Raw genomic sequence first — 26,598 nt, forward strand, 5'->3', positions numbered from 1 at the left:
TTCATAAACAGAGAGCCAACCTATTTTAATTCCCTAATTAAAAACAGAGCGACAAAAATCAATCCACTAAGGTTAATTTTTGCCGCCATAAAAGTTTTATTGATTAACGAGTAACCGTTAGATTTTACCTACTAAGTCTAAGCTTGGTGTTAACGTTTCGCCGCCTTCTTGCCATTTAGCTGGGCAAACTTCACCTGGATTGTTACGTACGTATTGAGCTGCTTTAATTTTGTTAACTAAAGTTGAAGCATCACGGCCGATACCACCAGCGTTAATTTCTACTGCTTGAACAACGCCATCTGGATCGATGATGAATGTACCGCGCTCTGCTAAGCCATCTTCTTCATTTAACACATCAAATGCTTTTGAAATTGTGTGTGATGGGTCACCAATCATGATGTACTCAATTGTACCGATTACATCAGAAGTGTCATGCCATGCTTTGTGTGTGAAGTGAGTATCAGTTGATACTGAGTATACTTCAACGCCTAAAGATTTTAATGTAGCGTATTCGTTTTGTAAGTCACCTAATTCCGTTGGGCAAACGAATGTGAAGTCTGCTGGGTAGAAGCAAACTACTGACCATTGTCCTTTGAAGTTTTCTGAAGTTACGTCGATGAATTCACCTTTTTGGAACGCTTTTGCAGCGAATTGTGCGATTTCTTTACCGATTAAAGCCATGTGTATTTCCTCCTTAAATGTATATAAATGATTAACATTATAATTATTATAAAATAATTATTATTACCGTTTAGATTATCTTATATTAACCAAATTTAGTCAACCTATTCGCTCTAGAAATTAAAAATCACTTCTTCAATTATTACCATTCTTGCTATCCATCTAGATTTAACCGATTTATGTCAAAAGAACACAAAATCACTACTTAATGTATTTATTTTCTAACAAATCCGTTTTGTTTTTCTATATATCCATTGTATTTTTGTCTAAAATAATATTTTTACATGACAAAGTTCATTTTTCCAAACATGAGAAAAAGGAGTGTCCTAGAAGTATTTCTGGGACACTCCTTTTTCGCCGAGGATGGAGGCTAGCACGAAGCTATTCGTGAATGATTTGTCATAGGATGTGACGGTTTTAGCATTCGTTCTTCCCTTCTGGCCACCGCAGAAGCACCGCTTAAAGCGCATTATTACTACACGAGGTTTTCACTCTCACGCTATTTTATTTGATTCTCGCTTAAGTGTATTTTTGTTCAATAATTGAGAAAAGCTAAAATAATATTTCTAATTCACCTGTTTGATCCACTAATTTATCGAGCAATACATCAAGGTGTTGCACGGATTCCGAAACATCTTGATGTATTGAAAACAGTTCCTCACTATTTGCCGCTTTTAAATGCTCCACTAATGATGATTTTTCTTATGTGGGTTCATCGGAAAAGTTATCCTTCTCTAGCTAACCTAAAAAAGCCAAAGTCGATTTCCCCGACTTTGGCTTTTTTTTATACCGATTAGTTTGTAAATGATAAAACAGCATTTGAGTACTTCGATAACATTTTAGCAGCCTCATTTTTTGTTGTGTACTCGAACATACGAATATCGTTTGGATTATTGAAAATTGTTACTACCCACATGTTTTTTCGCTCCTTTTTATCAATTACGTCTTTACGTAATAACGTCGAGATTTTTTTCAAGCCTACAAAAAAATGTCGCTTAAAACCTATGACAGCCGCCGGGGGATTGACCCCACGCAAAAGCAAGTAAAAATTAGTTTGTGTATGATAAAACGGCGTTTGTATATTTTGCTAATTGTAAAGCTGCTTCATTTTTTGTTGTGTATTCGAACATACGAATATCATTTTGATTGTTAAATACTGTTACTACCCACATGTTTCATTTCTCCTTTTTTATAAAGCTATATAATAAAATTGTTCATTCTCTAATGACATTTGCAACTTGTTGTATAACACCTTACTTGACTCTCATTCTACTCCGATTTTTAGAAAAAGAAAGTAATATATTTAGCTTTTCACAATGTGTTCAAAAATAAACCGCTTTCTTTGAACACTTTGTGACACATGAATTTTCAACGAATAAAACGCAAATTAGAGAAAAATTCCACAAGCGAGCAACTACTGTTGTAGTACAGAAGAAAAGCGGTTCAAAACGATTTTTAAAGCTTCATATTTTAGGTGTATGTATAAAATGAAACTTTGCTCGGTGGGGAGTTCTCATTGCACACTTAGCTTAATCCTGACACTTGTCAGTTGAAGTGGACGTCTTACTGTCCCTTAATGAAGTTAAAATGTGTATACTAAAAAGATAGGGGGGATGATAAACATGAACGAACAACAACTACTAAATGACGGCTATCGGAAATACACAGGTGAAAAGATTGACGTATTTTTCTCAACAGGCATCTGTGAGCATTCAGGAATTTGCGTAAAAGGCAATCATGATGTTTTTGACACAAAACGGAAGCCATGGATTATTGCTGATGCCGCTTCAACAGATGTAGTCGCAGCTCTAATTGACCGGTGCCCATCTGGTGCCTTACAATACATTCGAAAAGGGGAATAATTTTGCAAACATTAATTGAAGAAGCACGCGTTGTTACAACAGAAGATGGTCAAGAGCTTGGTGAAATGACATTCGTCAAATCCAATAATGAATTTTATATTATTGATCACACCGCTGTAGCTGATGCAGCACGTGGTCGCGGTGTTGGACAAGAGATGGTAAAAACCTTTGTCGAGCATGTCCGTGCCAATAATCAAAAGATTGTGCCGCTCTGCCCATTTGCCAAGGCTCAATTCGATAAAAATCCAGAATATCGAGATGTATTAAAATAATATATTTAAAGCCCGATGAAAGAATTCTAAACTCTAAGCATCGGGCTTTTCATCGCTTTGAACCGGATACTTCCATGTTAGACATCGAAAATGCAATTGAAAGCCTCATATAAACAACAACAGCATACAGGATGTTCGGTACTAACCGCTTCATCCTGTATGCTTTTCCTATCCATTACGTTTTAAATAACCCATTGCAGTATTTGTCCACTGTTCAACTTGTGCTTGACGTACTGGATCATCCGCCGCTTTTTGCATCACTTTAGAAGTTAACGCCTGTGATGAATCACTAATTTCATTTAACACATCGCCTGTATTTTTCAAGGATTGTATAACTCCTTGCACAGTCTCTATTTTGTATTCAATATCATATTTCATTTTTTCCGCAGTTGTCGCCAAAAGCGTTGTTTGCGTTTGAATGCCGTTCATTTGCTTTTGAATACCTTCCGAATGTGCATGCAAAATCGTCATTGTTTTTTTTATTGGCATTATGACTGCAATAATGCACACGATTAGAATAACAACAGCTAGTATTAATAGGATTACCGATGCTAATAGCCAACTATTCACCTTAACGCCTCCTACTCATTTTCTTTATTTTAATTTATTTTATTATATATACCCAGTTTCCCACTAGCGATAAGTAAATTTTTAACCATATTCATGAGTTGTATGCTATTAGTATTTTTCAGAAAAACGGAAATTTTTATTTTATATATTGACAAGTGTTTTACTTGGATTTATTATAAGATTCATAGCAAATGACAACTACATATTTTCTTATCAAGAGAGATGGAGGGACAGGCCCTTTGAAGTCTCGGCAGCAGCTATACATAGCGTTGTGCCAAATCCTGCAAGTATACACTTGGAAGATAAGAGCAAAAGTAATGGTAACTATTCAACTTTCGTATCTTATTTTCTAGATGCGAAAGTTTTTTTATTGTCTCAAGAAGGTTTCGTATCGAGCATTTTATAGTAAAGGTGGGTTTTGAAATGATTGAATTTTCAAATATATCAAAAGTATTTAAAACGAAAGATCGAGAAGTTCATGCTGTACGCGATGTCAATTTAACCATTGACCAAGGTGATATTTTTGGGATTATCGGTTTTAGTGGAGCTGGTAAAAGTACATTGTTACGCCTGGTGAATTTACTTGAAGCGCCTTCAACTGGCTCCGTAAAAATTCAAGGAACCGATTTAGCAACACTATCTCAAAAAGACTTACGCCAATTACGTCGTCGCATTGGGATGATCTTTCAAAATTTCAACTTAATGACGTCAAGAACGGTTGCCGGTAATATCGGCTATCCGCTGAAATTAGCGGGCACACAAAAAGCAGAAATCGACCGTCGCACAGCAGAGCTTTTAAAGTTTGTTGGCTTATCTGAAAAAGCACGTGACTATCCTGAACAACTATCCGGTGGGCAAAAGCAGCGTGTTGGCATTGCTCGTGCGCTTGCAACAAATCCAGATATTCTAATCTGTGATGAAGCAACCTCAGCACTTGACCCAGAGACAACTGCTGATATTTTAAAGCTATTAAAAAGAGTAAATGAAGAATTCGGCATTACGGTTTTATTAATTACGCATGAAATGAATGTCATTCAATCCATTTGTAATCGAGTAGCCGTAATGGAGCAAGGACGAGTTATTGAGCAAGGCGATGTTTACGATGTCTTTACGCAACCGCAACATCCAACAACGCAGCGCTTTATTCAGTCGGTGCATCAGGACATTCCTTCTGAGCAAATTTTAAAAGAGTGGCAAAAATCAGGAGGACAGCATTTATACCGAGTATTGTTTAAAGGATCGCTCACGCATAATCCTCTACTATCCGAAATTACGCAAAAACATCAAGTACCATTCAACATTATTTATGGTTCGGTACGCGAGTTACAAAATAAATTATTCGGTAACCTACTCATTTCGTTCCAAGGAAATGATGTTCAAGTAAAGAAAGTAATCGACGAACTTTCACAGCAAGTTGAAATAGAGGAGGTACAGTTACATGAAAGTTGATTGGAGTACATTTTGGCCGAGAATTATTGAGGCAACAGGTGAAACGCTTTATATGGTAATTTTGACGCTTGGTTTCGGCTCAATTCTTGGTATATCTATAGGAATACTTCTATTCGTAACACGAGAAAACAATATTTTAGAAAGTAAGCTAACGTTTAACTTACTCAACCTATTAATTAATATTGTGCGACCAATTCCATTTTTAATTTTCTTAGTAGCCATTTCCCCACTTACACGTATTGTTATGGGCACAACAATTGGTACAAGCGCAGCGGTTTTCCCAATGACCATTGCAGCAGCATTTGGAATTGCCCGTATTGTAGAAACAAATTTAATTAGCATTGATCCAGGCGTAATTGAAGCTGCTAAAGCAATGGGTGCTAGCCCGCTGCAAATTATCTTTACGGTATTAATACCAGAAGCTTTAGGACCTCTAATTTTAGGGTTAACATTTGTCACAATTAGTTTAATCGATTTCTCAGCTATTGCAGGTACAGTTGGCGGCGGTGGTTTAGGTCATATCGCCATAACTTATGGCTATCAACGATTTGATGGTAGCGTCATGATCGTCACAGTTGTCATATTAATTATTTTAGTTCAACTCGCTCAATGGCTTGGCAATACTTTAGCAAAAAAAATCTTAAGACGATAGGAGTTCAAAACTTATGAAAAAAATCTTATTAACAGCTGTTACAGCTTTATCAGCCTTTGCATTAGCAGCTTGTGGTGACGACAACGAGGTAGTAAAAATCGGGGTAAACGGTGCGGATGGTGCACAATGGCCCATTTTAGAAGAGAAATTAGAAAAAGAAGGTATCGAAATCGAGCTTGTAGAGTTCGCTGATTACACATTACCAAACAACGCATTAGCACAAGGTGAAGTTGATTTAAATGCATTCCAACATATTTCATTCCTTGCAAGCTATGTTAACGAAAGTGGCAATGAATTAATTCCGCTTGGCTCTACAGTATTTGCGCCGCTTGGTTTATATTCTGAAAAAATTACAGACATTAACGAAATCAAAAAAGGCGACAAAATTGCCATTCCAGATGATCCATCAAACCAAGCACGTGCATTACGCTTACTTGAATCAGCAGGCTTCATTGAATTAGCTGAGGACTTTGGATTATTCGGTGATCCCACTAAAATTACAGCAAATAAATTAAATTTAGACATTATCCCAATGACAGCACAGCAAACACCTCAAGTATTACCTGATGTGGTAGCCGCAATTATTAACAACGGCATTGCAGGTCAAGCGGGCTTAAATCCTGGAGAAGACCCTATCTACCGCGAATTAGCTGAGGATGAAAGCATCTATCCGTATGTCAACATTATCGCTGCACGTGCAGAAGACAAAGACAATGAAGTGTACCAAAGAATTATCGAACTATACCATACAGAAGAAATTGAAAAGGCTATTAAAGAGGATTCAAATGGCGGTTCATTAATGACAATCTTAACAGACGAAGAGCTACAAACAACCTTCGAAGACTTAAAGGTGCAATCGAAATAAGAAGGGGGCATTTCCATGACAGTTACAGTTGATAACGAAACAATTATTGCAAAATCAGTACAAAAAAATAGCGAAAAATATATTTCTACAAGTAAGGCCATTCACGCGAATCCGGAAATCGGAAACGAAGAAGTGTTTGCAAGCGCACAGCTTGTAGCACTTCTAGAAGAAGCAAACTTTGATGTAACAACCGCGGTTGCTGGTCATGAAACTTCTTTTTACGCACAAAAAGATAGCGGCAAGCCTGGTCCGACAATTGCTTATTTAGCGGAATATGACGCTTTACCTGGTTTAGGCCATGCTTGCGGTCATAATATTATTGGTGTGACAAGTGTTGCTGCTGCAATCGCATTAGCCGATACATTATCTGCTACTGGTGGTAAGGTAATTGTACTTGGTACACCTGCAGAAGAAGGCGGTCCAAATGGGAGTGCTAAAGGCAGCTTTGTAAGTCACGGTTACTTAAAGGATGTTGACCTTGCCTTCATGCTACACCCTTCTGGAAAAACAGGTGTGACAAATGAATCGCTAGCCGTTGATCCTCTTGATTTTCATTTTTACGGACAAGCCGCGCATGCATCAGCTTCACCCGAAGAGGGAATTAATGCACTAGATGCCGTTATTCAATTATTTAACGGTATTAACGCACTACGCCAGCATGTGCCATCTGATGTGCGCATTCATGGTATTATTACGCATGGTGGTGACGCACCGAATATCGTACCAGAATATGCATCAGCTCGCTTTTACATTCGTGCATCATCTTGGCCGAAAACAGAAGAAGTTTCAAATAAAATTCGAAAAATTGCTGAAGGTGCGGCACTTGCAACTGGAGCTACAGTGAAAATCGAACGCTTCCAAAACGAAGTAAAAGACCTTGTTGTCAACGAAGTAACTGATCGTATTTTAGCCGAAAAGCTAGAAGCACTTGGAGAAGATGTTCACCCACGTGGTCACCGTTCTCCAGGCTCAACAGATGCTGGAAATATTAGCTATGAAGTCCCTACTTCTCACGGCTATATTAAAATTGGACCAAATGATTTAATCGCACATACAAATGAATTCCGTGAAGCAGCAAATTCAGAGCATGGTTACCAGGCACTTATTACAGGTGCCATTGCTCTTGCTCAAACAGGCTATACATTTTTACAAAACCCATCACTATTAGATGAAGCAAAGGTTGCACATCAGCAAGCACTAGAACAAAAAAACGCATAACTAAAAAACATCAACTCGCAAAAAATAGCGTGAGTTGATGTTTTTTCGTATACGGATTACATTGAAGGAACTGTCCAATATAACGTCTCAGACAATCCCCTTTCTACTATAAATACCGACGCGCACCTGAGTAATTCTTTTTATACGCACCTTGATTCATTGATTCAATTTTCACTTTAGAAGCATAGTGCGGGGCATGCAGCATTTTCCCATCCCCTACATAGAGCCCTACATGATATACCTGCCCTTTTCCTCCGTTATAAGCGAAAAAAACGAGGTCCCCTGGCTTTAAATCTTTCTTTGCTACAGCTTTTCCTCCCGTTGCCTGATAAAACGAATCACGCGGAATCATAATACCATGTGTTCGGAACACACCATATAAAATACCCGAGCAATCATAACCCCAAGAGGACGTGCCTGCCCACAAGTATGGTAAATCTAAAAAGCGCTTTGCTTCTTTAATAATCGTATCGGCAGTTGGTTTTGCAATATCACTATACTTTTGATATGACTTGGCATCACTTTTCTTTAAGAGCTTAATGCCGTCACTTGGTGTTTCTACATAATAATATGTATTATCTTCTTCTATTACAGGTAATATTGTGGCATAACTAATTTCTAAAAACTTCTTTTTCGTCTCATCATCTAATAACGTCGTTTTCTTTGCAGTAATGATCGCCTTTAAGCAGTCATCATAATTTTTTGTCGTTGCAACAACATGCGTAACTGGAACCCAACCTGGATAACCCGCCTTTAAATACGGTACATATTGGTCTTTAGCAGCAATACGTTGCCACTTTCCTTTAGTATCTAATAGCGACACTTCATCCCCATATAAAGCTTGTGTATCGGTTTTTCCTACTAACCATTTCTTTTGTGCCAATGATAACGAAGAAATCCACTTTTGCATTTCTACTGGATTTTTCGTTGAAGGATAGTCCAATTCACGCGCTTGATTCGATTGGTGCCATAAGTTTGTTACGGCCACATCAACTACATAACGCTTCTTACCAGTATCTATGGCACAGCTTTCATATACGGGCTGTTCCGGTTCGGTTATACGTATAGCAGGCTCTATAATACGAGCTAAATACGAAACAAAACTTCCGCGTGTTATATTGACATCCGGTTTAAATTTTTCATTTTTGGCAGGAATAAAAATTTGATTTGCAATAAATGCTTGCACCGTTTTGTAGTCATTATGATTTTTCGGAATATCCACATATTCTTGTGATGCCTCACCAGTTAATCCATAAATTTGAGCTAAAATTTTAATAGCTTGCGCACGAGTTACCTTTCCATCTGGATTAAATTTTCCATCATAACCTACCATAATGCGGGCATTAAAAATTGCAGCAATTACTGGCATTCTCTCATCATTTGCAGCAATATCTGAATAGGTAGGAATATTATTGTACTCTGGTTCTAATTGTAATGTATGCATTAAAATTTCAGCCATTTCATACCGTGTAATTGGATTATTTGCTCTAAAGGCTTTATTTGGTGTCAAAGTTATTCCACCATAATCACTCAATACCATTAATTCCTCTGTTAATTTTGAATCGTCCGGCACATCATTAAAAACTTGCGCCTGACTAATTGAAACGGCACTTGTAAGTACGATAGTGATTACAAGCATTTGCAAAACTATTTTTTTAATCATCTCTCTACCCCGATCTGTTTTTCGACAACATTTCTTAATAATCTTTCTATAACCCTATTAAATATATACTCTTTCACTATAAATTTATAGAATAATTGTTAATTTATTCATATTCAATAAATTTTTTGAATATATATCTTATTTTATGTCAAAAAACATTTTTCACGTGAAACAAATTACGACATATTGAGCTATGAATCGCTTTTCAAGTGAATGGATTTTTAAGCTACTAAAAAAGGAGCTCCCTAAATTGTAGGAACTCCTTTAAGTATTTTAAAGTTAATACGCACTCTATCCACCTGATCATGTATTAAAATCTTATTAAATAGATTGGGCGTTCTGGTCCTTCACTCGTAACGACAAGAGTTCCTTCCTCTGTAAAACGCCTCCGCCCCCTCTCTATAACATAAACGATGCTATCCTATTAAAAGACGAAAACCCTTTCGTAATTTTTCCAACAAACCTTTCATGAGCGATTGATCCCAACCTATGCATTAAAAAGTTTATTACATAGAAAAAAGCCTAGCATATTCGCTAAGCTTTCATATGAAGAAATTCAATTTTTTTACAGTATTTTTTTAAGATGTCTAACACATCGTTTAATTTCGTTAATTCATCTTTTTCCACCATAAACGCATTTTCGTCATGCTGTGCGACGTATGAGCTACTTAAAAACTCTTCGTTTTCTTTTGTAATAAAACGCACATAACCGAATGTCATACCTGATTCTTTGTATTCCACACGTAATATATCACTGTAGGCTAGTGTTTTCGTGCGTGGCTTTGCTTTTTGGATGAACCAAAACTTTTCTCCGGTATAATCGACTATTACTTCTGTTTTATCTAGATGTACCTTATAGCCACCAAACAATTTAAAGCTAAATGTATTCATTGTAATTACTCCATTTCAAAACATCATTAGCTTCATTATACGAATTATACGGATGAAATTCTAATTTCTGCAACGCTTTTCAATAGTTTGACTTTCGTTACCGGGTAACTAATTCTTCTACAGTAATTTTCCCGTTTCTTGTTTGTAATTGAATCGTATTTTCTTTTGATCCATGCTCATAGTGCGTTACTTGTTCGTTATAAATGGTCACGACATCTGAATTCGTTTTCCCTTCAATTACAACATCCTGAAGCTTACCCACCGTTGTCAAAACAATACGACCATTATCTGTTTTAAATTGTAATGGATGCTTCACTACTAGGAAATCGGCTTCAATGCGACCGTTATGTGAGCGTGCTTGCACTTTGGCTTCTACCTGTTTCAATACAACGCGACCGTTATACGACTCAATTTCATATTGTAGCCCTTTACAATTTTCAACTTCTATGCGTCCATTTTGAGTAGCTGCTTTTACGTATTCAATCGTCGTATTTTCCAAAATGATACGGCCATTGCTTGATTTTGCGTCTAGCTTTGTTCCCTCAATTGCATTCGTTATGATGCGACCGTTATCAGACTGTAGCTGAAATTGTTTGGCAAATGTATCCGTAATTTTAATGGCCCCGTTATTATTGGCAATTTGAATATTGTCATATTGTTTTTTCGGTAAATGTACAATGATTTCAGCTGATCCGACTGAACTAATGATTGTAATAAATAAAAATCGGCGAACCTTTTCCTTACGCACAGCCTTCACTACAAGCATATCCTCTTCAATTGTCATTGTAGCTGTTGTTAAATTTTCCTTATCCTTCACTTCTAACATTGCTTCATTCTCATTGGTTGCAATGACTGAAATCTTAACATTATCAATATCCATTTTTACATTGCTATAGGGGATATGCGCGTCATTTTTATGAAGCGAAACGGCTTGTACAAAATCTTCTTCGTCATATGAAGCAAGTAGTTCATTTGCTAACTCATCCATATTGCCAAATGATTCAATGATTTCTTCGGTTGTTTTTCCCTCTGCTCGCCCGTTTTCGAAGTATTCCTCAAAATCACGGCGAATATCTGCACGTTCTTGTGAATTGATTTTTTGTAAATGACCTTCAAGTAAATCTAAAAATTGTTGTTCATTCATTTTTAATTACTCCCTTGAATTAATGTATTTACTCCTGCAATAAAGCTTTCCCATTCTTTTCTCAAGCTGTTTAACTGTGCAATACCTTGCTCTGTAATTTGATAATATTTGCGCGGCGGCCCTTCTGTTGACTCCATTAAATACGTTGTAAATAAGCCTTCATTTGTGAGTCTTCGCAGTAATGGATAAACTGCCCCTTCAGAAATTTCGATTTGAGAAGAGATGGCTTGAACAAGCTCATAGCCATACATATCTTTCTTTTCTAAAAGCGCTAATACACATAAATTCAGTACACCTTTTTTAAATTGAGGATTCATTTCTTCACCTCACTATTATTCTATAAACAATAGTGTATCAAATGGTACTATTCATTGCAAGGTACTAAGCAAAATATAATTGCATAAAATGTACAACTATTCGTGCAATAAGTATAGACACTCGATTACTTTGAGGAAATTGCCGCGCTACCTTACCTGATAGAGCAGACTTCAGTCGCCGTGCTAGCCTCCATCCTCTGCGCAAAGGGAGTGTCCCAGAAATTCTTCTCGGACACTCCCTTTTATGCTGCCTTTAACTTTTGATTTTTCACGATAAACCAAATAAGTGTGACAGTTAGTACACCTATAAAAATAACAAACTCCCAAATCCCTAAGCTAATCGGATAACCAATCGATGTTAGCACCTCTTTTAGCGTTAAAAGTGACATAAATAGTAATACTTCATTACGAAGAGTATGTAGCATGAAAATACTATTTTGTTGCTGCGCTGCGTTTAACGGCTCACCGTCATTCGGCATGTTTATAAATTCCAGAAATTTCTCTACCTGTCCAAGTAGCAACCACAAACCTATTCCTAAAAATGGTATAAAGAAAATAAACCATTTATTCGCCCACGCATCTGCCTCGCCCATAATGTTATAATGACTTGGTACCTCACTCGGTAAATTTGGAAATTGAATCGCTGTAAAAACGATTGTAATTATAAATACTGCGAGTGTAATTTTGCTAAAGAGCTTCATCTAATGTTCGCTCCATTCATAAAATTATTGAACGAAAAGACCTGCGATTTTATCTTTGTCGTCAAATGTTATGGTAAATACACGTTTTTCGTTACTATATTGTGCAACTAGTACAACCACTTTCATGCCGTCCTTTTCTTCAACCGTAGATTTTTCCACCTTTTCAAACAAACCTTAACTACTTACACTATTTTAAAATTTGCTGAAATGCCCTTAAAATTACTGTTATTACCTCCGCAATCGTTGCGAAAGAATCGACCTTAACTATTTTTTATAAAACGGTTTTTTTAGGCTGCTGCTAGATTTTACTCTTAATCGTATCTCCTTGCAGCGGCTCTTGTTTACTGTTAAATCGAATACGCAGTGATTTACAACTCGCTAAGCTTGGCGTATCCATCACTTGAAAATGTAAATGTGTTTCAGACGAATTACCCGAATTGCCACAGCGTCCAATTGTCTCTCCTGTTTTCACATGCTGCCCAACTCGTACTGTAATCGAACTCGGTATTAAATGGGCAAGTAAGCTATATTCTTTATTTGCATGCTCAATGATGACAAAATTACCAGCTGGATTTTGCTCATCCATTTGCCCTGGAATATTGTCTACAATGCCATCTACTACTTCAATTACTGTACCTTCTAGTGGCGCCAAAATCTCCTCATTATATGCGAAATACATGTCATTGCGCTCTGGTGTCTGGTGATATGTTAGACCATCTTGAACTTTTACAAAATCATAGGCAAAGCGCTGAGATTCGTAAGCGTAATGATAGTTAATTAGCTCATTTGTGCCGCCCCAAAACACAAACCACTCCCCCTTAAATGGATAATGATATGTATTTTTTGTATAGCGTTTATTCGCTTGTTCATCAATCGTAAAAGGTGTTAAAAATAAGCTTTCAATTTCATTTGCTGGGTTGAATGCCACAACAATTGCCTTTGTTTTCATATCATCTAGCCAAATCATTTGTTTTGAATATGGCAAATTAGCTTCATGCTCTAATCGAAATTGCTCTACCCCTTCGACAAACGGTATCGCCAAATTTAAAAATTGATCGTATGTAACGTAATGCTGAAACTCAGTCGTCGTCACACGATATACTTCTTCAAATTGCTGTGCTAAAAATAGTTGCCCCATTGTCTGTTTTAAATTGGTAACCGGTTCCATATAACCCCTCCAGATACATTTTCTAACTTATTTACGGTTGCAGATAGAGAAAGTTTCATTAAATAACTATTTCCATATACAATTATTAAGAGAAAATGTAATTTAAGGTGGGCTTTTCATGGTATTCAAATCAAAAATTGATATTTGGATGGCGGCAATGTTTATTATCGTCCCTACCCTAATGATTTATGGGGTCATTACGGAGCCAGATATTATTTCCTTAGTTGTTACAATTGCGATAATCGCTCTATTAGCTATACTATTTTTTGGCACCAAGTATGTCATTCAGGACAATAAGCTAATCATCTATGGTGGCATTACAAAAACAAATATTGATATCGCAAAAATTCATAGCTTGCGCCCATCAAAAAATCCTTTTTCTGCACCAGCAATGTCCATTGACCGTATTGAAATTACCTTTGACCCCGATATGCAGATGACACTTGTTTCACCAAAAGATAAAGAAAACTTTGTTAAAAAATTACTAGAAATTAACCCTACTATTAAGCTTATCCATTAACCAAAAAGGGTAATTGCGATTACTCATAATTACCCTTCTTTCTTCATATTTAAGACTTGAACAACTATAGCTGGAATAACATTTTTTCCGTATAAGTCACTTGCCTTTATCCAAACTGGTAAGTATGTACCGTTATCCGGTTCCATAAATTCTTCTGCCTGACCTGTACCAAATTGCCCACCAGTTATTTTTGCACAAAAATAATGTTGTATTCCGTTATAAGGCACCGTTGTTAAGAGCTCTCCTATTTCAACCTCTACACCGAGCTCTTCGAATGCTTCACGCTTTGCACATTGCTCAATCGTTTCGCCTATTTCCTGCTTACCGCCCGGAAATACATAATACACACGCCCCGCCTTTTCACGTCGAATTAACGCAACCTTATCATTTTCTACAATAACAACCGCACCACGATCCGTCATAACCTTTTCACCCTCTTACTCAAATTCTTCTAGTATTTCTACAACTTCTATCCTGCCATCGACTAGCATTTCTGGTAAAGCAGTTGTGTTATTACTTTGCCAATAGCTGCGCGCCTGTTCAATTTTCTTTGCAAAGGATGCTCCGTCTTCTTTCGGTAACAGCTCGCCATCACCTTTAAAACAGTTACCATCCACCTTTAATTTTACAATTTGCAGTACTTTCCGGTTAAACGAGTCGAATATCACCTTCCATTTCAGTAAATCGTCATAGCTTTTTGTTACATATAAACATGATAGTCTCGATGGATAGTGAGGAAATTCTTGTAGTCGAACCATTTCTACAATTGTTTCTCGAATTGCGCGTACACTTGATCCCGCATAATTTAACACAACGTCCGCATCTTCCTTCTCCATGTGTAAGCCATTTTCAGAATTTCTACTTCGCAAAATTTGGAAAGCATCTTCTCCTTGTGCGTTGCGCTGCTCCTGTTCAAAAAAGAAGCGGTACAATGTATTTTTTTCATGCTGATCAAAATAAATGATTTGACCAAGTTGCATTTTATTTCGTGTTACTAGGTGATATACGTATTGTTCAGTTTGATTCATATCTGTACCCCCTATATGCAATAATGCTTCCTACACCAGCATACATACTCTTGTTACGCCCACCCATGTTACTCCTCCTTTTGTTTACAAACCCGCAAGGATAATTACCATTTATTTCATCCATTATATACTTTACTAAATTTTCTGATAAAATAATATTAGCTGAAAAAGAAAGGAATGATTTCTATGAATACGACAACAAAGGTGATTGAAAAGTAGAAACGCTACTCTTTTCAATCTTTTAGACAAATAGACAAAATATTATTGAAAAGAGGATTATCATTCATGTATACCGATCAAGAATTAACCATTCGCCCGATTGCACAAAAGGATATGGGCCGTTTATGGGAGCTTATTTACAAAGAAGAACAACCTGAGTGGAAAAAATGGGATGCACCTTACTATCCACATCAAGCAATACCATATGAAGACTTCATTCAATCAAAACAAGATTGGATTGGCGATGACAGCTTTTGGGTTATTGAAGTGAATGGGATTGTACGTGGTATTATTTCATACTTTTGGGAGCATGAGCCTTCTAAATGGCTTGAAATGGGCATTGTTCTTCATGAGGCTGGCTCTTGGGGAAAAGGTATTGGAACACGTGCATTAAAACTTTGGATAGCACATTTATTTAATACAATGCCGCTCGTACGCGTAGGCTATTCAACATGGTCTGGCAACGAACGCATGATTCGTGTTGGTGAAAAGCTTGGTATGCAAGTGGAAGCACGTATTCGCAAAGTACGTTTCTATGAAGGTCATTATTACGATTCCATTCGTATGGGGATTTTACGAGAGGAATGGGAAGCGTACAAACTATAAATTTTAGGGGTGGATGAATTGAGTCTTACGCAGAAGCTACAAGCCAATTTTGATGAAATGGTGGAAATTCGCAGACATTTACACATGTATCCAGAGTTATCTTTTAAAGAAATAAATACACCAAAACTGATTGCAGAAAAGCTACGGTCATATGGCATTGAGGTGAAGGAAAACGTTGGTGGTAATGGCGTTGTTGGCCTTTTAAAGGGTACATTTGATGGACCAACGATTGCATTGCGTGCTGATTTTGATGCGTTACCCATTCAAGATGAGAAGGAAGTTGCCTACAAATCCAAAATTGATGGTGTGAGCCATGCTTGTGGTCACGATATTCATACTGCCGCACTACTTGGTTTAGCGAGAGCATTAAGCGAGGCGCGCGATGAGATACATGGTAATGTCGTATTTATTCACCAATTTGCCGAAGAAGTTGTCCCTGGTGGTGCGAAGGCAATGGTTGAGGCTGGCTGTTTAGACGGCGTTGACTATGTATATGGAGCACACGTTTCTTCATGGTCAGATGTTGGTACCATACTATTTTGTGAAGGTTATGCAATGGCAGCAGCTGACTTTTTCGAGCTTACAATTCAGGGAAAAGGCGGACACGGTGCCGCTCCACACGAAACAATTGACCCGATTGTTGCAGCCGCGCAATTTGTCTTTGGCGTACAGCCAATTGTGAGCCGTAATACCGACCCAATTGAATCCGCTGTTGTTACAGTCGGAAAAATCGAAAGCGGTACAGTCGGAAATGTCATTCCCGATAAAGCCTATTTAACTGGAACGGTGCGTACATTTAACCCTGATGTACGTAACATGGTTGAAAAAAAGCTAAATAACTTGTGCAAAGCAATCGAAATTCAATATGATGCAAAAATTAATTTTACTTATACACGTGGCTATGATGCAGTTTATAACCATCCAGCAGAAACGGCTACCCTACGTGAAGCAGTGTCGATTAATTTACCAGAGCTACAAGTTGTCAATGTACCACCAAGCATGGGAGCAGAGGATTTCACGTATTATTTACAAGAAAAACCGGGTACATTTTTCTTCGTTGGTGGTGGCAATCCGTCCATTAAGGCCGTCTATCCACACCACCATCCAAAATTTGACGTCGATGAACAATCAATGATCAATACCGGTGAAGTATTTATTGAAGTGTTGAAATTGCACGGCATTATTCGATAAAACGAGCTATACGTTGAAGAAGGCTTGAGTTTCAAGATACTTAAGCCTTCTTCAATGCTTCCTCCAATGACAATGGCGAAATTGTTCCTTGATGGAAATACAATTGCCAACGTCCATCAATCAGCTTCCAAATCGAGCTACGATATGAATTGCGATTTCTCGTCGTATCGACAATAAAATAAGTCGTCAACACAACACCATCTGCTAATGGATACATTTCAAAGTTATGCAGCGACATCTCTGATAACACAATACCCGTTTCCAAGCATTCTTTTTTATCATACATAAAGCCTGAACTACCAATTTCAAAAAACGCATCCGCTAAAACTTCATCGAGCTTCTCCACACTTTCACGCACATCTGGCTTTATATGACTTTCTTCTAACGTCTTTATATGCTGCTTTATATTCATACAAATCTCCCCCATAAAAGAATTAAAATGATTTTACTTGTTAATTCCTAGAAATACAAATAGAATTTATAATATTCAGATGATTAATAGAGAGTTGAGGTGTTTAACATTGAAAAAAGAAAAAAACGAGTTTTTTGAATGGGTAAAGGTAATTGTTTTAACGGCCGTTTTTGTTATCGGAATCCGCACATTTATTTTTTCGCCTATTATGGTAGACGGTGCCTCCATGATGCCAACGTATGAGGACGGTGACCGAATCATTGTCAATAAAATTGGCAAAACCATTACAGATTTAGAGCGCTTTGATATTGTTGTTTTTAAAGCACCTGATGAGCGCAACTTCATTAAACGCATTATCGGCTTGCCGGGTGATCATATTGCATACGAAAATGATGAACTCTACGTGAATGGCGAAAAATTTGAAGAGCCATATTTGTCACAATATAAATCAGAGTTAGACGGTTTCGGTGATTTAACATATGATTTCACGTTAGAACAACTGACAGACCGTTCTAAAATTCCTGAAGATTATTATTTAGTGTTAGGAGACAATCGTCGTAAAAGTAGTGATAGTCGCGATGCACGTGTTGGCTTAGTCGCTAAAGACAAAATTATCGGGAAAGCAAATATTAGGGTTTATCCTTTTGATGAAGTTGGCTGGGTACAATAATTGAACCTTGAGGTGATGATAATGAATTTTCCTGTTTTAGAAACTGAACGACTTATTTTACGTCAATTAAAAATTGAAGATGCACAGGCTATGTACATTTACGCCTCAAACGACGACGTAACCAAATACGTATTATGGGATTCACACACATCTCCAGAGCAAACAAAACAATTTTTACAATTTATGATTGATAAATACGAACAGGATAACTATGCGTGGGCGGTTACTTTAAAGGATTCGGATGAATTTATCGGTACGATTGATTATGTGATGTTCAATAAAGAGGAACGCATAGGCGAAATCGGTTATGCCGTATCACATCTATACTGGGGCAAGGGCTATATGAGTGAAGCTGCGCAAGCAATTATTCATTATGGCTTTGCCGAGCTTAATTTAGAGCGTATTCAAGCACGATGCTTCGCGGAAAACATTGGCTCCGAGCGAGTTATGCAAAAGATAGGCATGGTATATGAAGGAACGATGCGCAAAGCGAAATTTTCTAAAGGTACTTACCACGATTTAAAAATGTATTCGATTTTACGTGAAGAAGCGAATTTATCGTAAGGAGCAAAACGAATGAGGCAAGATTTAACGATTCCTTTAGAAGAAGGAAAACTCAATATACGTGTGGCCGTTTGGATTGAACAGGAAGAAAGCCTCCTCATAAGCGAATTCCCAAACGGTCTTCTTTCGCTACCTGGTGGACGCGTAAAATTTGGTGAAGCAAGTAATGATGCGGCAATTCGTGAGCTTTATGAAGAAACTGGTGAGCAGCTAAAAGACATAAGATTATTTGCAATCATTGAAAATTTCTTCACACTAGGACAAGCCCACCACGAAATTTTATATGTCTATCGTGGCACGATTCCCTTTAAAGAAACGTATGCAGGGATCGATTATGACGACCAAAAGCTGTACTGGCTATCGAAATCAGAAATTCACAAATTAAAACCCCAAGCGTTCGCTCAGCTTATACATAAAGCAGATGAATTTGGTGTTGTGCATATTGTACACCGTGATTAAAAATTTCGAGAGGCATTGCGTGCTAGTACGTGATACCTCTCTTTGTTTTAGAAAGGGATGAGCATAATGAACCGGCACATACTCGCCATTTCAGGAGACGGATTTTCTGAACAACAAAATGCAGCCATCGATCAATATTTGATTCAGCTTACACAGAAAAACGCTCCTGTTAAAATAGCGTTCATCGCCACAGCGAGCAATGATAATCCGCATTATATTGAAAAATTTCACACTTCATTTCAACTGCATGAGACAACACATATTACACAGCAAGATTTTCATAGGCAGGACATTCAGCACATCATCAATGCACAAGATATTCTTTATGTAGGCGGTGGTAACACAAAATATATGCTGGATTGCTGGAATGCAGCTGAATTTGATGGCGTGTTAAAAAATGCTTATGCAGAAGGTATCATTTTAGCAGGCGTCAGTGCTGGTGCCATGTGCTGGTTTGAGACTTGCTATAGTGAGGTCGATGGTCGTTTTATACAATTTGAAGGCTTAGGGCTATTAAAAGGTACCTTTTGTCCGCATTATCAGGAATCAGAACGTCAGCAACTATTTGATACATGGGCAAGTACACATAGTATTGTCCCTAGCTACACATTAACTGACAATGAAAATTTGCACTTTAAAAACGAACAACGCGTGATGAAGTTAACTAGTTATTAAAATTAATCGCAAAGAAAGTGTCCTCGAATCACTTCACGGACACTTCCTTTTCTATTACTTCCACGTTTCATCCAACTTGTCTGAGTAAAATTCAATCGCTCGCTTATACATTAAAATCGAATGATCAGATGTTGTGTTTGTTAAACATTTTAACAGCAACTCCATTGCCTCACTATGAGCTTGTAAATTATAGAGCGTCATCGCATAAAACACTTTTAACGATTCATTTTCTGGAAAAAAGCTTACTGCCTTTTCAAAAACATCCCTTGATTTTTCGTATTCACCAAGCGTTCGATATGTACTTCCCAATCCTAAATAAGCACCCTGTAAATCTTCTTTGTGTAACTTCCCTTGAATGGCAACTTCATAATATGGTACTGCCTGCGCTTCTTCACCCAGGCAATCAAAGCTCCATGCACATTGATAGTTTATATAAGCATCTGCTGGGCTCTCTTTTGCTAATGCTACAAGTAATTCATTGGATTCCTTCAATTTGTTTTCATTTCGATATCGTAAAGCTTGTTTTAACGTTTCCTGTTCCGACATATAAACACTCCTAATTAAAAATCATTTCATATTGAATAAGTGCACTATCCATTTCTAAATAACGTTCAGTTCCAATTCTACTTACCTCTTGAAACCCGAGCTTTTGTAGCATCCTTCTTGAACGGATATTTGCTTCATGTGTTTCAGCAGTAAATCTTGTAATCCCTAGCTCGATTGAGGCAAACTCAAAAAGGCTTAGCGCCGCTTGTGAACCAAATCCTTTTCCCCACGCATTACGATCGCCAATTGCAATACCAAACTCTGTTGTATTCCCTTCTATACAAGCTAAATCAACATATCCAATTAACCTATCACTTGTCTCAATCCCCAATCGCAAAAAATCCTTCGCCTTATTCATTACACAATGTTTCCACCATTGACGTAGCTCCTTTTCCTGTCGATTTATTTCCCATCCATTTGCCAAACAAAAAATATGGTCCTTGCTCCACGTCAAAACTACTGTATAATCGTCTAGTGAAATTGACCGAAGCTTTACTAATTGTTTATTACTCATAATTCCTCCCCCTTTTATCAAACCGTTTTTATTGCAGAATTTCTTTTCTAAAAAATAATGAGAATGAATTTACACTTGCTTCGTTGTACTAGATGAAAAAGCTTTTTCAATACAATAAGGAGCCTAACCTATGAAAAGTTCACCAACTAATTTTATCGATCGATTGAAAAAACAAAAGGAAGATGCCCTTGATTATATTATCGATAGTTACATGCCACTTGTTAAAGCAATTGCATACAAAATTTTACACACACAATCCAAATACGATGTAGATGAATGTGTGAATGATGTGTTTTTAAGTGTTTGGCAAAATGCCGCGCAATTTCAAGGAGACAGCACAGACTTTAAAAAATGGATTGGCATGATTACGAAATATAAAGCAATCGACCGCTACCGACAATACGAAAAGCGCGTAGCTCGTGAGCAATCTGAAGAGCAGCCATTCGCACAGCAGCAAACAAGCTACACTACCGAACAACAAATACTTGAACGCGAACAAAAAAATGAACTGCTCTTTGCCATTAGTAAATTAGCTGAGCTCGACCGACATATTTTTATGATGAATTCTATTTAGAGCTAACAAATAGCGAAATTGCCGATACGCTTGGACTAACAAAAGCCGCTGTCGATAACCGTTTATATCGCGGCAAAAAAGAACTCGCACAACATGTCAACTTAAAGGAGCGTTTTATATGAGCATGAAAGAATGGATGGAACTCGACATCGATAACCTCGAATTAGAACAAGTAACGGAGATTGAAAAACAACGCGTCAAACAGCACGTCTTCAAAAAACGTAAAAAAGCGCCCATTTGGAAATCGCTTAGCGTTGCAGCCGTACTACTCATTAGTGCTACTACTGTGACAACTTTCGCTTTTCCATCCTTAGCCTCTCAAATTCCATTTATGAATAATGTCATCAGCTATTTTGATGATGATTACGGGCAATATACAAACTTTGAATCATTCTCGGATGATTTAGGACTTGTTGATTCAGATAACGGTGTTTCAATTTTAATCGATCACGCTGTATATGACGGCACAAATATTATCGTTTCTTATGCCCTCAAAACAGAATCAAGTTTAGGAAAATCACTTTCCGTAAGCGGTGGAAATTGGTTCGATGTCAAAGGTGCTAATGGAATGAGTGGTAGTGACAAAATTATCCAAGTAGATAACAATCACTATATCGGTGTAGCTGAACTCACACCCTTTTTTAAAGATAGTGAACATCCTGAAACAATCGAAGTAACATGGGAGCCAAAAGCCTTTTACAATCACGAAACTACTATGGAAGTAAAGGGTGATTGGTCATTTAACTTCTCACTAAGCCGTTTAGAGGGGACCGTACTTGCAGTCAATAAAACGGTAGAAAGTAGTGGCGTAAACCTAGCTTTAAATTCCATCGAATTCACAGACGTTTCAACGGTTTTATCCTATAAACAATTCGCAAACGATGAGCTCATGAAATCTTGGCTATCTGTAACACCTGTATTTACGGTGAAAGACAATTTAGGAAACATTTACGTAGATGGGACAAGCGGCGGTGGACAAACTTCCGACGACTTTAAAACCTTTACTGGTACAACTTCATTTGGCGCCATTAAAGATGGTGCAACAAAGCTGTTCATTGAGCCAACAGCGATTGCTAGCTTAGAGAACGGGCGAGGACATGAAGAAATTCCGCTTAGTGTTATTGTTATAGAATTAACAAGCAAATAAATTTATTAAGTTAAAACAGCGTCAAGTAACTTGTGACGCTGTTTTTTAAATAATCAAAAAATTACTATATAAATTACCCTTTCAATTCTTTAAAATTAAAAGAAACGTTTGTTCTCAAATCCACAAAAAACGGGAGGCAATAATTTATGAATCAAGTTTGTGTCATTACTATTTATGTTCCAAATTTAAACGAAGCAATTAATTTTTACACTAATAGCTTAGGCTTTGAAGTAAATAAACAGTATAGCCCTAAAATTGTTTCACTTGTTCATAAAGGAATCCCATTCATTCTAGAAGAAAATGATCAATTAATCGAAAACACAGCAAGTACATCACGCGTTGTTTTAGCACTAAAAACAGAAAATATCGTGCAAAAAGCTAAACTTTTAAAAGAAAAATCAGTTGAATTTTTAGTAGCAGAACCAACTGCTTGCCCGCCCGGAAAGTTTATTAGCTTTAAAGATCCATTTGGAAATATTATAGAATATCTACAATTTGATGATCAATAATAGCTGATTTTCTACGTTATTCGCATAACATGAGCGTAGAATTTTTAATGCCTACACACAAATTTCCAATACAAGGATTTCACTCAAACTTTCTTGAAATAGTATTAATCACATCCATATCGAGAGGAGTTTTTTTCTTGAGCACCATTGAACAGCGCCTACATGAACTAGGCTTACAGCTACCTGAAGCAACACCCCCACTTTACAACTATGTACCCGTAACAATTCATCAACATATTGCTTATATTAGTGGACAAGTCCCTCGCATCGATGGACACATTCCGTTTCCCGGTAAAGTTGGTCGAGACGTTACAATCGAGCAGGCAAGTGAACTCGCTGAATACTGTGTATTAAAAGGCCTTAGCTGCTTAAAGGCACAGATTGGTTCACTCGATCAGGTCGAACATATCCTTAAAGTAACAGGCTATGTTCAGGTAGCACCTGACTTTTACGAGCCATCAAAAGTGCTTGACGCGGCTTCTGCGCTACTCGAGAAAATCTTTGGTGAAAAAGGCCGCCATGCGCGTACTGCTATTGGCGTTGCAACCCTTCCTAGCAACGCACCAGTTGAAATCGATTTTATAATCGCCATTAAATAAAGGAGTGAAATAATTGATTACACTAAAAGATATTCAAGATGCTAGACAGCGTATTCAAAGTATCGTCTATGAGACACCGATTCTTCAATCGGAACAGCTATCGAAGTTATGCGGAAATCAACTTTTTTTAAAGGCAGAACACCTACAAAAAACAGGCTCATTTAAAATACGCGGGGCTAGCAATATGGTCATTCATGCAGTCGAGAATGGTGCACAGCATGTGACAACGGCATCTTCAGGCAATCACGGACAAGCCGTAGCTTACGTGGCAAATAAATACGGCGTCCCATCAACAATTGTTGTGCCTGAAAATGCCAGCCAGTGCAAAATTAACGCCATCATCGGCTATAATGGGCAAGTTGAAAAGTGCGGGACTACATCTATTGAACGTCTACCTAGAGCAATGCAAATTGCCAACGAGCAAAACGGCATTTATATTCCCCCTTACGACGACCCGCTTATTATGGCGGGACAAGGAACAGTAGGGCTTGAAATTTTACAACAGCTTCATAACATCGACGCCATTGTTGTGCCAATTGGTGGTGGCGGCTTAATTTCAGGTATTTTAACTGCCATAAAAGAAACGAATCCTGCTATTCAAATAATTGGGGTAGAGCCCGCGCTTGCCAATGACACATACCTATCACTACAAAACAAAAAAATCACTGCGATTTCTGCAACGAACACGATTGCAGATGGATTACGTACAAACCAACCTGGTGATTTAACATTCCCAGTGCTAACGAAATACTTAGATGATCTTGTTCTCGTAAGTGAAGACGAAATTCGCATGGCCTTTAGCTTTGTACTCGAGCGCACAAAGCAACTGATTGAGCCTTCAAGCGCAACAACTGTCGCAGCCGTTCTCTATAATAAGCTCAACATGCAAGGGAAAAATATCGTCACACTTATATCTGGTGGCAATGTTGACCTTGAAAATGTGCAAGGATTGATTGTAGATACAGCAAAGTTTTCTCAGGTAAACTGCTAGGGGTGGTGACATCATGGGATCTAGAATTATGCATGCCATTATCGCTTATAAAGTGGCTGATGCTTTACACATTACAAATAAAACAGAATTTATATTAGGTGGCATTGCAGCAGATGCTTCTTCAAATAAAGAAGCGTCTCATTTTTATACTGGAAAGCATGAGGATTATACACGTAGGATTGATTATGAATCATTCATTAAAAAATATAACGGACATGCTACCAATGACTTTATTCTTGGCTATTTTGCACATCTTATTGCGGATGAGTATTGGCTTCAAGGTTTCTATCTACCTTGGTTAAAAAATCGTATTGAGACAAACGCCGAAGTACTCCCGCTATATCATCAGGATTTCCAAGTACTCAATACAAAGCTTATTCATTACTATAATTTAAAAGATGGACTCATCAACCATCTAACAAACGACGCTCAGTTACTAAAGCTAGATGAAGTGCAACCAAACGAAGTGATGCATTTTGCTCGGTATGTCATCGAAGACATGAACGATAAAGTCGGTAATCTTCATACCACTCTAAATGTATTCACATTGGAGCAAATTATCGGCTATATTGAAACGTCCGTTGAAAAGTGCATTTATATGATTCAGCAAAAACAGAGCAACACGCCTAGAGTAAATTGCTAAAACCTTATAGAGCCACTAACATAAACTTTGCTTAGTGGCTCATTTTTTTAGTTGATAGCTAAGTATGAATTATTCAAGGAAATCCACAAAGATGCAACATCATTTTGTGTTATTTGGCGCGAAATGTGTTTTTCTAATTTTTTCGAGTACGGGTAATAATTCAAGCAAATCCTCTATAACTGCATCTGCCAAAACGTCATCCCACTGGTCATCCTTTTTCCATACGCCCTTCATCCCTATGCGCCTTGCAGCCTTCACATCATTTTCAGGATGATCTCCAACAAATACACTTTCTGAAGGTGTAACCTGTAACTGTCCTACAGCCTTTAAGAAAATGCGCTCATCTGGCTTTTTCATTCCTTCCCATTCAGATACTAAAATTACATCAAAATAATGTTCGATTTGTAATGCCTTTATATTGTCCATTTGGAATTGACCATAACCATTTGTAATAATGCCTAATTTGTAGTGCGCTTTCTTTAACGCTTCTAACAGTTCTATTAAATTTGGAAATGCTACGCAGCTATATTTAAATTCATGTAAATAGTCTTCTAATAACTGCTCTGACGTTATATTCGTAATCGCAAATTCCTGTACTAATTGAGCATACACCTTGTCCTTCCAAACATAACCGCGCTGATCCAGTTCGATAAAACGCTCAGTATATTGTTCCTTTGGTATATGCCCAACATAATTATGTAAACGTTCATATTGCTTTTCCACAAAAACTTTTACTGATGCATCCCGATTTAATAATGTACCATCTAAATCAAACAGTATCGCCTTCATCTATTTAGCCTCCTTCTCCATCGTCACCGTCTCCATCACAAAACCTAGAGAGCTCGTCGTTACCTCCTCTTTTGAAATGCGAAACCCGAGTTTTTTATACAGCCTAATATTATTCACTTCCGATTTACGGACCTTACAGCGTACATATGGAATCTGCTCTTGTACTGCCAGCTTTTCAATAAAATTCACGAGCGCACTCGCTATGCCCTTCCCTTGAAATTCAGGCAATACTGCCAATCTTGAAAAATAAAAATGATCTTTATAGCGTGTAACTTTTACAACTCCAACAAGCCGCTCATGAATCTCTGCGCCCCATATCAACACATTACTTTCAAGCTCTTGTTCAATTGTAGCTGCCGTTTCAGCTAAAGCACTGGACGGCATCAAATCATGTTCATAACGTTTAAATGCTGCATGAATTACCTTGATAATTTGCTGTTCATCTGTAACATTCTTTATTATCTCAAGCATTTTCATAACCTCCTATAT

38 protein-coding genes and 1 riboswitch are annotated in these 26,598 nt (G+C 37.5%); of the genes, 20 read left to right on the forward strand and 18 right to left on the reverse strand.

Annotated elements, in window-relative coordinates; translation table 11 throughout:
* Positions 1–117: 117 nt before the first annotated feature.
* From ahpC to O7776_RS18845, 3 genes are all read right to left on the reverse strand, one after another.
* Complete coding sequence (gene ahpC / locus O7776_RS18835) at positions 118–681, reverse strand: alkyl hydroperoxide reductase subunit C (RefSeq protein ID WP_241370884.1); 564 nt, start codon at positions 679–681, stop codon at positions 118–120.
* 793 nt (positions 682–1,474) lie between these two features.
* A complete protein-coding gene (locus tag O7776_RS18840) occupies positions 1,475–1,597 on the reverse strand; it encodes a hypothetical protein (protein ID WP_274308444.1) in 123 nt (40 codons plus the stop codon).
* A gap of 133 nt (positions 1,598–1,730) precedes the next feature.
* Entirely contained in the window at positions 1,731–1,853 is a 123-nt protein-coding gene (locus tag O7776_RS18845) for a hypothetical protein (RefSeq protein ID WP_274308445.1), read from the reverse strand.
* A gap of 450 nt (positions 1,854–2,303) precedes the next feature.
* Between O7776_RS18845 and O7776_RS18850 the strand changes: the two genes are divergently transcribed.
* Both O7776_RS18850 and O7776_RS18855 read left to right on the forward strand, forming a co-directional pair.
* Positions 2,304–2,543 carry a (4Fe-4S)-binding protein gene (locus O7776_RS18850; RefSeq protein WP_274308446.1) on the forward strand — a complete coding sequence of 80 codons (240 nt, stop codon included), beginning with the start codon at positions 2,304–2,306 and terminating at the stop codon, positions 2,541–2,543.
* A gap of 2 nt (positions 2,544–2,545) precedes the next feature.
* Positions 2,546–2,815, forward strand: coding sequence for a GNAT family N-acetyltransferase (locus tag O7776_RS18855; protein WP_274308447.1), 270 nt, complete (start codon positions 2,546–2,548; stop codon positions 2,813–2,815).
* Positions 2,816–2,983: 168 nt separating this feature from the next.
* Here O7776_RS18855 and O7776_RS18860 read toward each other — a convergent pair whose 3' ends face one another.
* Entirely contained in the window at positions 2,984–3,385 is a 402-nt protein-coding gene (locus O7776_RS18860) for a DUF948 domain-containing protein (RefSeq protein WP_274308448.1), read from the reverse strand.
* Positions 3,386–3,592: 207 nt separating this feature from the next.
* Positions 3,593–3,694: riboswitch (SAM riboswitch) on the forward strand.
* Positions 3,695–3,808: 114 nt separating this feature from the next.
* Here O7776_RS18860 and O7776_RS18865 point away from each other — a divergent pair.
* From O7776_RS18865 to O7776_RS18880, 4 genes are read left to right on the forward strand one after another with little or no spacing between them, the layout of a single operon-like run.
* Entirely contained in the window at positions 3,809–4,834 is a 1,026-nt protein-coding gene (locus tag O7776_RS18865) for a methionine ABC transporter ATP-binding protein (protein ID WP_274308449.1), read from the forward strand.
* Positions 4,824–5,486: a methionine ABC transporter permease gene (locus O7776_RS18870; RefSeq protein WP_274308450.1), complete on the forward strand. Its 663-nt coding sequence runs from the start codon at positions 4,824–4,826 to the stop codon at positions 5,484–5,486. Before O7776_RS18865 ends, O7776_RS18870 begins: the two co-directional genes overlap by 11 nt.
* A 13-nt stretch (positions 5,487–5,499) precedes the next feature.
* Positions 5,500–6,351, forward strand: a complete 852-nt coding sequence (locus O7776_RS18875; protein ID WP_274308451.1) for a MetQ/NlpA family ABC transporter substrate-binding protein — start codon at positions 5,500–5,502, stop codon at positions 6,349–6,351.
* 15 nt (positions 6,352–6,366) lie between these two features.
* Positions 6,367–7,569, forward strand: a complete 1,203-nt coding sequence (locus O7776_RS18880; RefSeq protein ID WP_274308452.1) for a M20 family metallopeptidase — start codon at positions 6,367–6,369, stop codon at positions 7,567–7,569.
* A 106-nt stretch (positions 7,570–7,675) separates the two neighbouring features.
* On the opposite strand, the gene O7776_RS18885 is transcribed toward O7776_RS18880, so the two are convergent.
* The 7 genes from O7776_RS18885 to O7776_RS18915 all read right to left on the reverse strand — a co-directional run bounded on the left by O7776_RS18885 (position 7,676) and on the right by O7776_RS18915 (position 13,453).
* On the reverse strand, positions 7,676–9,232 hold the full coding sequence (locus tag O7776_RS18885; RefSeq protein ID WP_274308453.1) for an NlpC/P60 family protein: 1,557 nt from the start codon (positions 9,230–9,232) through the stop codon (positions 7,676–7,678).
* Positions 9,233–9,766: 534 nt separating this feature from the next.
* Positions 9,767–10,123: a hypothetical protein gene (locus O7776_RS18890; protein ID WP_274308454.1), complete on the reverse strand. Its 357-nt coding sequence runs from the start codon at positions 10,121–10,123 to the stop codon at positions 9,767–9,769.
* A 97-nt stretch (positions 10,124–10,220) separates the two neighbouring features.
* Positions 10,221–11,267, reverse strand: a complete 1,047-nt coding sequence (locus tag O7776_RS18895; protein WP_274308455.1) for a DUF4097 family beta strand repeat-containing protein — start codon at positions 11,265–11,267, stop codon at positions 10,221–10,223.
* 2 nt (positions 11,268–11,269) lie between these two features.
* Positions 11,270–11,584, reverse strand: a complete 315-nt coding sequence (locus O7776_RS18900) for a PadR family transcriptional regulator (RefSeq protein ID WP_274308456.1) — start codon at positions 11,582–11,584, stop codon at positions 11,270–11,272.
* Between the two features lie 242 nt (positions 11,585–11,826).
* Positions 11,827–12,285, reverse strand: a complete 459-nt coding sequence (locus O7776_RS18905; RefSeq protein WP_274308457.1) for a DUF1648 domain-containing protein — start codon at positions 12,283–12,285, stop codon at positions 11,827–11,829.
* A gap of 24 nt (positions 12,286–12,309) precedes the next feature.
* Positions 12,310–12,456 (reverse strand): DUF3887 domain-containing protein, encoded by a 147-nt coding sequence (locus O7776_RS18910; protein WP_337999447.1) that lies wholly within the window; start codon positions 12,454–12,456, stop codon positions 12,310–12,312.
* A gap of 127 nt (positions 12,457–12,583) precedes the next feature.
* Positions 12,584–13,453 (reverse strand): M23 family metallopeptidase, encoded by an 870-nt coding sequence (locus tag O7776_RS18915; RefSeq protein ID WP_274308459.1) that lies wholly within the window; start codon positions 13,451–13,453, stop codon positions 12,584–12,586.
* Between the two features lie 118 nt (positions 13,454–13,571).
* On the opposite strand from O7776_RS18915, the gene O7776_RS18920 reads away from it, so the two are divergent.
* Positions 13,572–13,973 (forward strand): PH domain-containing protein, encoded by a 402-nt coding sequence (locus tag O7776_RS18920; protein ID WP_274308460.1) that lies wholly within the window; start codon positions 13,572–13,574, stop codon positions 13,971–13,973.
* A 29-nt stretch (positions 13,974–14,002) separates the two neighbouring features.
* On the opposite strand, the gene O7776_RS18925 is transcribed toward O7776_RS18920, so the two are convergent.
* Both O7776_RS18925 and O7776_RS18930 read right to left on the reverse strand, forming a co-directional pair.
* Complete coding sequence (locus O7776_RS18925; RefSeq protein WP_274308461.1) at positions 14,003–14,395, reverse strand: NUDIX hydrolase; 393 nt, start codon at positions 14,393–14,395, stop codon at positions 14,003–14,005.
* A gap of 15 nt (positions 14,396–14,410) precedes the next feature.
* Positions 14,411–15,001: a DUF2441 domain-containing protein gene (locus O7776_RS18930; RefSeq protein WP_274308462.1), complete on the reverse strand. Its 591-nt coding sequence runs from the start codon at positions 14,999–15,001 to the stop codon at positions 14,411–14,413.
* 285 nt (positions 15,002–15,286) lie between these two features.
* Here O7776_RS18930 and O7776_RS18935 point away from each other — a divergent pair, with 285 nt between their 5' ends.
* A complete protein-coding gene (locus O7776_RS18935) occupies positions 15,287–15,826 on the forward strand; it encodes a GNAT family N-acetyltransferase (protein ID WP_274308463.1) in 540 nt (179 codons plus the stop codon).
* Between the two features lie 9 nt (positions 15,827–15,835).
* Positions 15,836–17,017, forward strand: a complete 1,182-nt coding sequence (locus tag O7776_RS18940) for a M20 metallopeptidase family protein (protein ID WP_420802132.1) — start codon at positions 15,836–15,838, stop codon at positions 17,015–17,017.
* A 40-nt stretch (positions 17,018–17,057) separates the two neighbouring features.
* On the opposite strand, the gene O7776_RS18945 is transcribed toward O7776_RS18940, so the two are convergent.
* The gene (locus tag O7776_RS18945; protein WP_337999448.1) at positions 17,058–17,429 is read right to left on the reverse strand and encodes a nuclear transport factor 2 family protein; all 372 of its coding nucleotides are present in this window, start codon (positions 17,427–17,429) and stop codon (positions 17,058–17,060) included.
* A gap of 109 nt (positions 17,430–17,538) precedes the next feature.
* Here O7776_RS18945 and lepB point away from each other — a divergent pair, with 109 nt between their 5' ends.
* From lepB to O7776_RS18965, 4 genes are all read left to right on the forward strand, one after another.
* Positions 17,539–18,099: a signal peptidase I gene (gene lepB, locus O7776_RS18950; RefSeq protein ID WP_274308465.1), complete on the forward strand. Its 561-nt coding sequence runs from the start codon at positions 17,539–17,541 to the stop codon at positions 18,097–18,099.
* Positions 18,100–18,120: 21 nt separating this feature from the next.
* Positions 18,121–18,663, forward strand: a complete 543-nt coding sequence (locus O7776_RS18955; protein ID WP_274308466.1) for a GNAT family N-acetyltransferase — start codon at positions 18,121–18,123, stop codon at positions 18,661–18,663.
* 12 nt (positions 18,664–18,675) lie between these two features.
* Positions 18,676–19,122, forward strand: a complete 447-nt coding sequence (locus tag O7776_RS18960; protein ID WP_274308467.1) for an NUDIX domain-containing protein — start codon at positions 18,676–18,678, stop codon at positions 19,120–19,122.
* Between the two features lie 66 nt (positions 19,123–19,188).
* Positions 19,189–19,797, forward strand: coding sequence for a Type 1 glutamine amidotransferase-like domain-containing protein (locus O7776_RS18965; RefSeq protein ID WP_274308468.1), 609 nt, complete (start codon positions 19,189–19,191; stop codon positions 19,795–19,797).
* Positions 19,798–19,851: 54 nt separating this feature from the next.
* Here the strand turns inward: O7776_RS18965 and O7776_RS18970 are convergent, their stop codons facing one another.
* Both O7776_RS18970 and O7776_RS18975 read right to left on the reverse strand, forming a co-directional pair.
* Complete coding sequence (locus O7776_RS18970; RefSeq protein ID WP_274308469.1) at positions 19,852–20,343, reverse strand: tetratricopeptide repeat protein; 492 nt, start codon at positions 20,341–20,343, stop codon at positions 19,852–19,854.
* A gap of 10 nt (positions 20,344–20,353) precedes the next feature.
* Complete coding sequence (locus tag O7776_RS18975) at positions 20,354–20,857, reverse strand: GNAT family N-acetyltransferase (protein ID WP_274308470.1); 504 nt, start codon at positions 20,855–20,857, stop codon at positions 20,354–20,356.
* A gap of 130 nt (positions 20,858–20,987) precedes the next feature.
* Here O7776_RS18975 and O7776_RS18980 point away from each other — a divergent pair, with 130 nt between their 5' ends.
* The 7 genes from O7776_RS18980 to O7776_RS19010 all read left to right on the forward strand — a co-directional run bounded on the left by O7776_RS18980 (position 20,988) and on the right by O7776_RS19010 (position 25,320).
* On the forward strand, positions 20,988–21,431 hold the full coding sequence (locus O7776_RS18980; RefSeq protein ID WP_274308471.1) for a sigma-70 family RNA polymerase sigma factor: 444 nt from the start codon (positions 20,988–20,990) through the stop codon (positions 21,429–21,431).
* 17 nt (positions 21,432–21,448) lie between these two features.
* On the forward strand, positions 21,449–21,553 hold the full coding sequence (locus tag O7776_RS18985) for a hypothetical protein (RefSeq protein WP_274310547.1): 105 nt from the start codon (positions 21,449–21,451) through the stop codon (positions 21,551–21,553).
* Complete coding sequence (locus O7776_RS18990; protein ID WP_274308472.1) at positions 21,550–22,578, forward strand: DUF4179 domain-containing protein; 1,029 nt, start codon at positions 21,550–21,552, stop codon at positions 22,576–22,578. Before O7776_RS18985 ends, O7776_RS18990 begins: the two co-directional genes overlap by 4 nt.
* A 146-nt stretch (positions 22,579–22,724) precedes the next feature.
* Positions 22,725–23,087, forward strand: a complete 363-nt coding sequence (locus O7776_RS18995; protein WP_274308473.1) for a VOC family protein — start codon at positions 22,725–22,727, stop codon at positions 23,085–23,087.
* Between the two features lie 137 nt (positions 23,088–23,224).
* On the forward strand, positions 23,225–23,686 hold the full coding sequence (locus O7776_RS19000) for a RidA family protein (RefSeq protein ID WP_274308474.1): 462 nt from the start codon (positions 23,225–23,227) through the stop codon (positions 23,684–23,686).
* A 13-nt stretch (positions 23,687–23,699) separates the two neighbouring features.
* Positions 23,700–24,677: a threonine ammonia-lyase gene (locus tag O7776_RS19005; protein ID WP_274308475.1), complete on the forward strand. Its 978-nt coding sequence runs from the start codon at positions 23,700–23,702 to the stop codon at positions 24,675–24,677.
* A gap of 13 nt (positions 24,678–24,690) precedes the next feature.
* Positions 24,691–25,320: a zinc dependent phospholipase C family protein gene (locus O7776_RS19010; protein WP_274308476.1), complete on the forward strand. Its 630-nt coding sequence runs from the start codon at positions 24,691–24,693 to the stop codon at positions 25,318–25,320.
* A 99-nt stretch (positions 25,321–25,419) separates the two neighbouring features.
* Here O7776_RS19010 and O7776_RS19015 read toward each other — a convergent pair whose 3' ends face one another.
* Both O7776_RS19015 and O7776_RS19020 read right to left on the reverse strand, forming a co-directional pair.
* The gene (locus O7776_RS19015; RefSeq protein WP_274308477.1) at positions 25,420–26,109 is read right to left on the reverse strand and encodes an HAD family hydrolase; all 690 of its coding nucleotides are present in this window, start codon (positions 26,107–26,109) and stop codon (positions 25,420–25,422) included.
* On the reverse strand, positions 26,110–26,580 hold the full coding sequence (locus O7776_RS19020) for a GNAT family N-acetyltransferase (protein WP_274308478.1): 471 nt from the start codon (positions 26,578–26,580) through the stop codon (positions 26,110–26,112).
* Positions 26,581–26,598 lie beyond the last annotated feature (18 nt).

Source organism: Solibacillus daqui (assembly GCF_028747805.1).
Lineage (GTDB): Bacteria > Bacillota > Bacilli > Bacillales_A > Planococcaceae > Solibacillus > Solibacillus daqui.

Excerpts from the sequence above, each read along its gene's own strand:
- O7776_RS19015 (WP_274308477.1), bottom strand. The coding sequence starts at position 26,109 with ATGAAGGCGATACTGTTTGATTTAGATGGTACATTATTAAATCGGGAT.
- O7776_RS18955 (WP_274308466.1), top strand. The coding sequence starts at position 18,121 with ATGAATTTTCCTGTTTTAGAAACTGAACGACTTATTTTACGTCAATTA.
- O7776_RS18915 (WP_274308459.1), bottom strand. The coding sequence starts at position 13,453 with ATGGAACCGGTTACCAATTTAAAACAGACAATGGGGCAACTATTTTTA.
- O7776_RS18845 (WP_274308445.1), bottom strand. The coding sequence starts at position 1,853 with ATGTGGGTAGTAACAGTATTTAACAATCAAAATGATATTCGTATGTTC.
- O7776_RS18865 (WP_274308449.1), top strand. The coding sequence starts at position 3,809 with ATGATTGAATTTTCAAATATATCAAAAGTATTTAAAACGAAAGATCGA.
- O7776_RS18905 (WP_274308457.1), bottom strand. The coding sequence starts at position 12,285 with ATGAAGCTCTTTAGCAAAATTACACTCGCAGTATTTATAATTACAATC.
- O7776_RS18850 (WP_274308446.1), top strand. The coding sequence starts at position 2,304 with ATGAACGAACAACAACTACTAAATGACGGCTATCGGAAATACACAGGT.
- O7776_RS18895 (WP_274308455.1), bottom strand. The coding sequence starts at position 11,267 with ATGAATGAACAACAATTTTTAGATTTACTTGAAGGTCATTTACAAAAA.
- O7776_RS18990 (WP_274308472.1), top strand. The coding sequence starts at position 21,550 with ATGAGCATGAAAGAATGGATGGAACTCGACATCGATAACCTCGAATTA.
- O7776_RS18995 (WP_274308473.1), top strand. The coding sequence starts at position 22,725 with ATGAATCAAGTTTGTGTCATTACTATTTATGTTCCAAATTTAAACGAA.
- O7776_RS18875 (WP_274308451.1), top strand. The coding sequence starts at position 5,500 with ATGAAAAAAATCTTATTAACAGCTGTTACAGCTTTATCAGCCTTTGCA.
- O7776_RS18840 (WP_274308444.1), bottom strand. The coding sequence starts at position 1,597 with ATGTGGGTAGTAACAATTTTCAATAATCCAAACGATATTCGTATGTTC.
- O7776_RS18965 (WP_274308468.1), top strand. The coding sequence starts at position 19,189 with ATGAACCGGCACATACTCGCCATTTCAGGAGACGGATTTTCTGAACAA.
- O7776_RS18975 (WP_274308470.1), bottom strand. The coding sequence starts at position 20,857 with ATGAGTAATAAACAATTAGTAAAGCTTCGGTCAATTTCACTAGACGAT.
- O7776_RS18920 (WP_274308460.1), top strand. The coding sequence starts at position 13,572 with ATGGTATTCAAATCAAAAATTGATATTTGGATGGCGGCAATGTTTATT.
- O7776_RS19010 (WP_274308476.1), top strand. The coding sequence starts at position 24,691 with ATGGGATCTAGAATTATGCATGCCATTATCGCTTATAAAGTGGCTGAT.
- O7776_RS18880 (WP_274308452.1), top strand. The coding sequence starts at position 6,367 with ATGACAGTTACAGTTGATAACGAAACAATTATTGCAAAATCAGTACAA.
- ahpC (WP_241370884.1), bottom strand. The coding sequence starts at position 681 with ATGGCTTTAATCGGTAAAGAAATCGCACAATTCGCTGCAAAAGCGTTC.
- O7776_RS18930 (WP_274308462.1), bottom strand. The coding sequence starts at position 15,001 with ATGAATCAAACTGAACAATACGTATATCACCTAGTAACACGAAATAAA.
- O7776_RS18900 (WP_274308456.1), bottom strand. The coding sequence starts at position 11,584 with ATGAATCCTCAATTTAAAAAAGGTGTACTGAATTTATGTGTATTAGCG.
- O7776_RS18945 (WP_337999448.1), bottom strand. The coding sequence starts at position 17,429 with ATGAATATAAAGCAGCATATAAAGACGTTAGAAGAAAGTCATATAAAG.
- O7776_RS19020 (WP_274308478.1), bottom strand. The coding sequence starts at position 26,580 with ATGCTTGAGATAATAAAGAATGTTACAGATGAACAGCAAATTATCAAG.
- O7776_RS18890 (WP_274308454.1), bottom strand. The coding sequence starts at position 10,123 with ATGAATACATTTAGCTTTAAATTGTTTGGTGGCTATAAGGTACATCTA.
- O7776_RS18885 (WP_274308453.1), bottom strand. The coding sequence starts at position 9,232 with ATGATTAAAAAAATAGTTTTGCAAATGCTTGTAATCACTATCGTACTT.
- O7776_RS18970 (WP_274308469.1), bottom strand. The coding sequence starts at position 20,343 with ATGTCGGAACAGGAAACGTTAAAACAAGCTTTACGATATCGAAATGAA.
- O7776_RS18980 (WP_274308471.1), top strand. The coding sequence starts at position 20,988 with ATGAAAAGTTCACCAACTAATTTTATCGATCGATTGAAAAAACAAAAG.
- O7776_RS18935 (WP_274308463.1), top strand. The coding sequence starts at position 15,287 with ATGTATACCGATCAAGAATTAACCATTCGCCCGATTGCACAAAAGGAT.
- O7776_RS18960 (WP_274308467.1), top strand. The coding sequence starts at position 18,676 with ATGAGGCAAGATTTAACGATTCCTTTAGAAGAAGGAAAACTCAATATA.
- O7776_RS18870 (WP_274308450.1), top strand. The coding sequence starts at position 4,824 with ATGAAAGTTGATTGGAGTACATTTTGGCCGAGAATTATTGAGGCAACA.
- O7776_RS18925 (WP_274308461.1), bottom strand. The coding sequence starts at position 14,395 with ATGACGGATCGTGGTGCGGTTGTTATTGTAGAAAATGATAAGGTTGCG.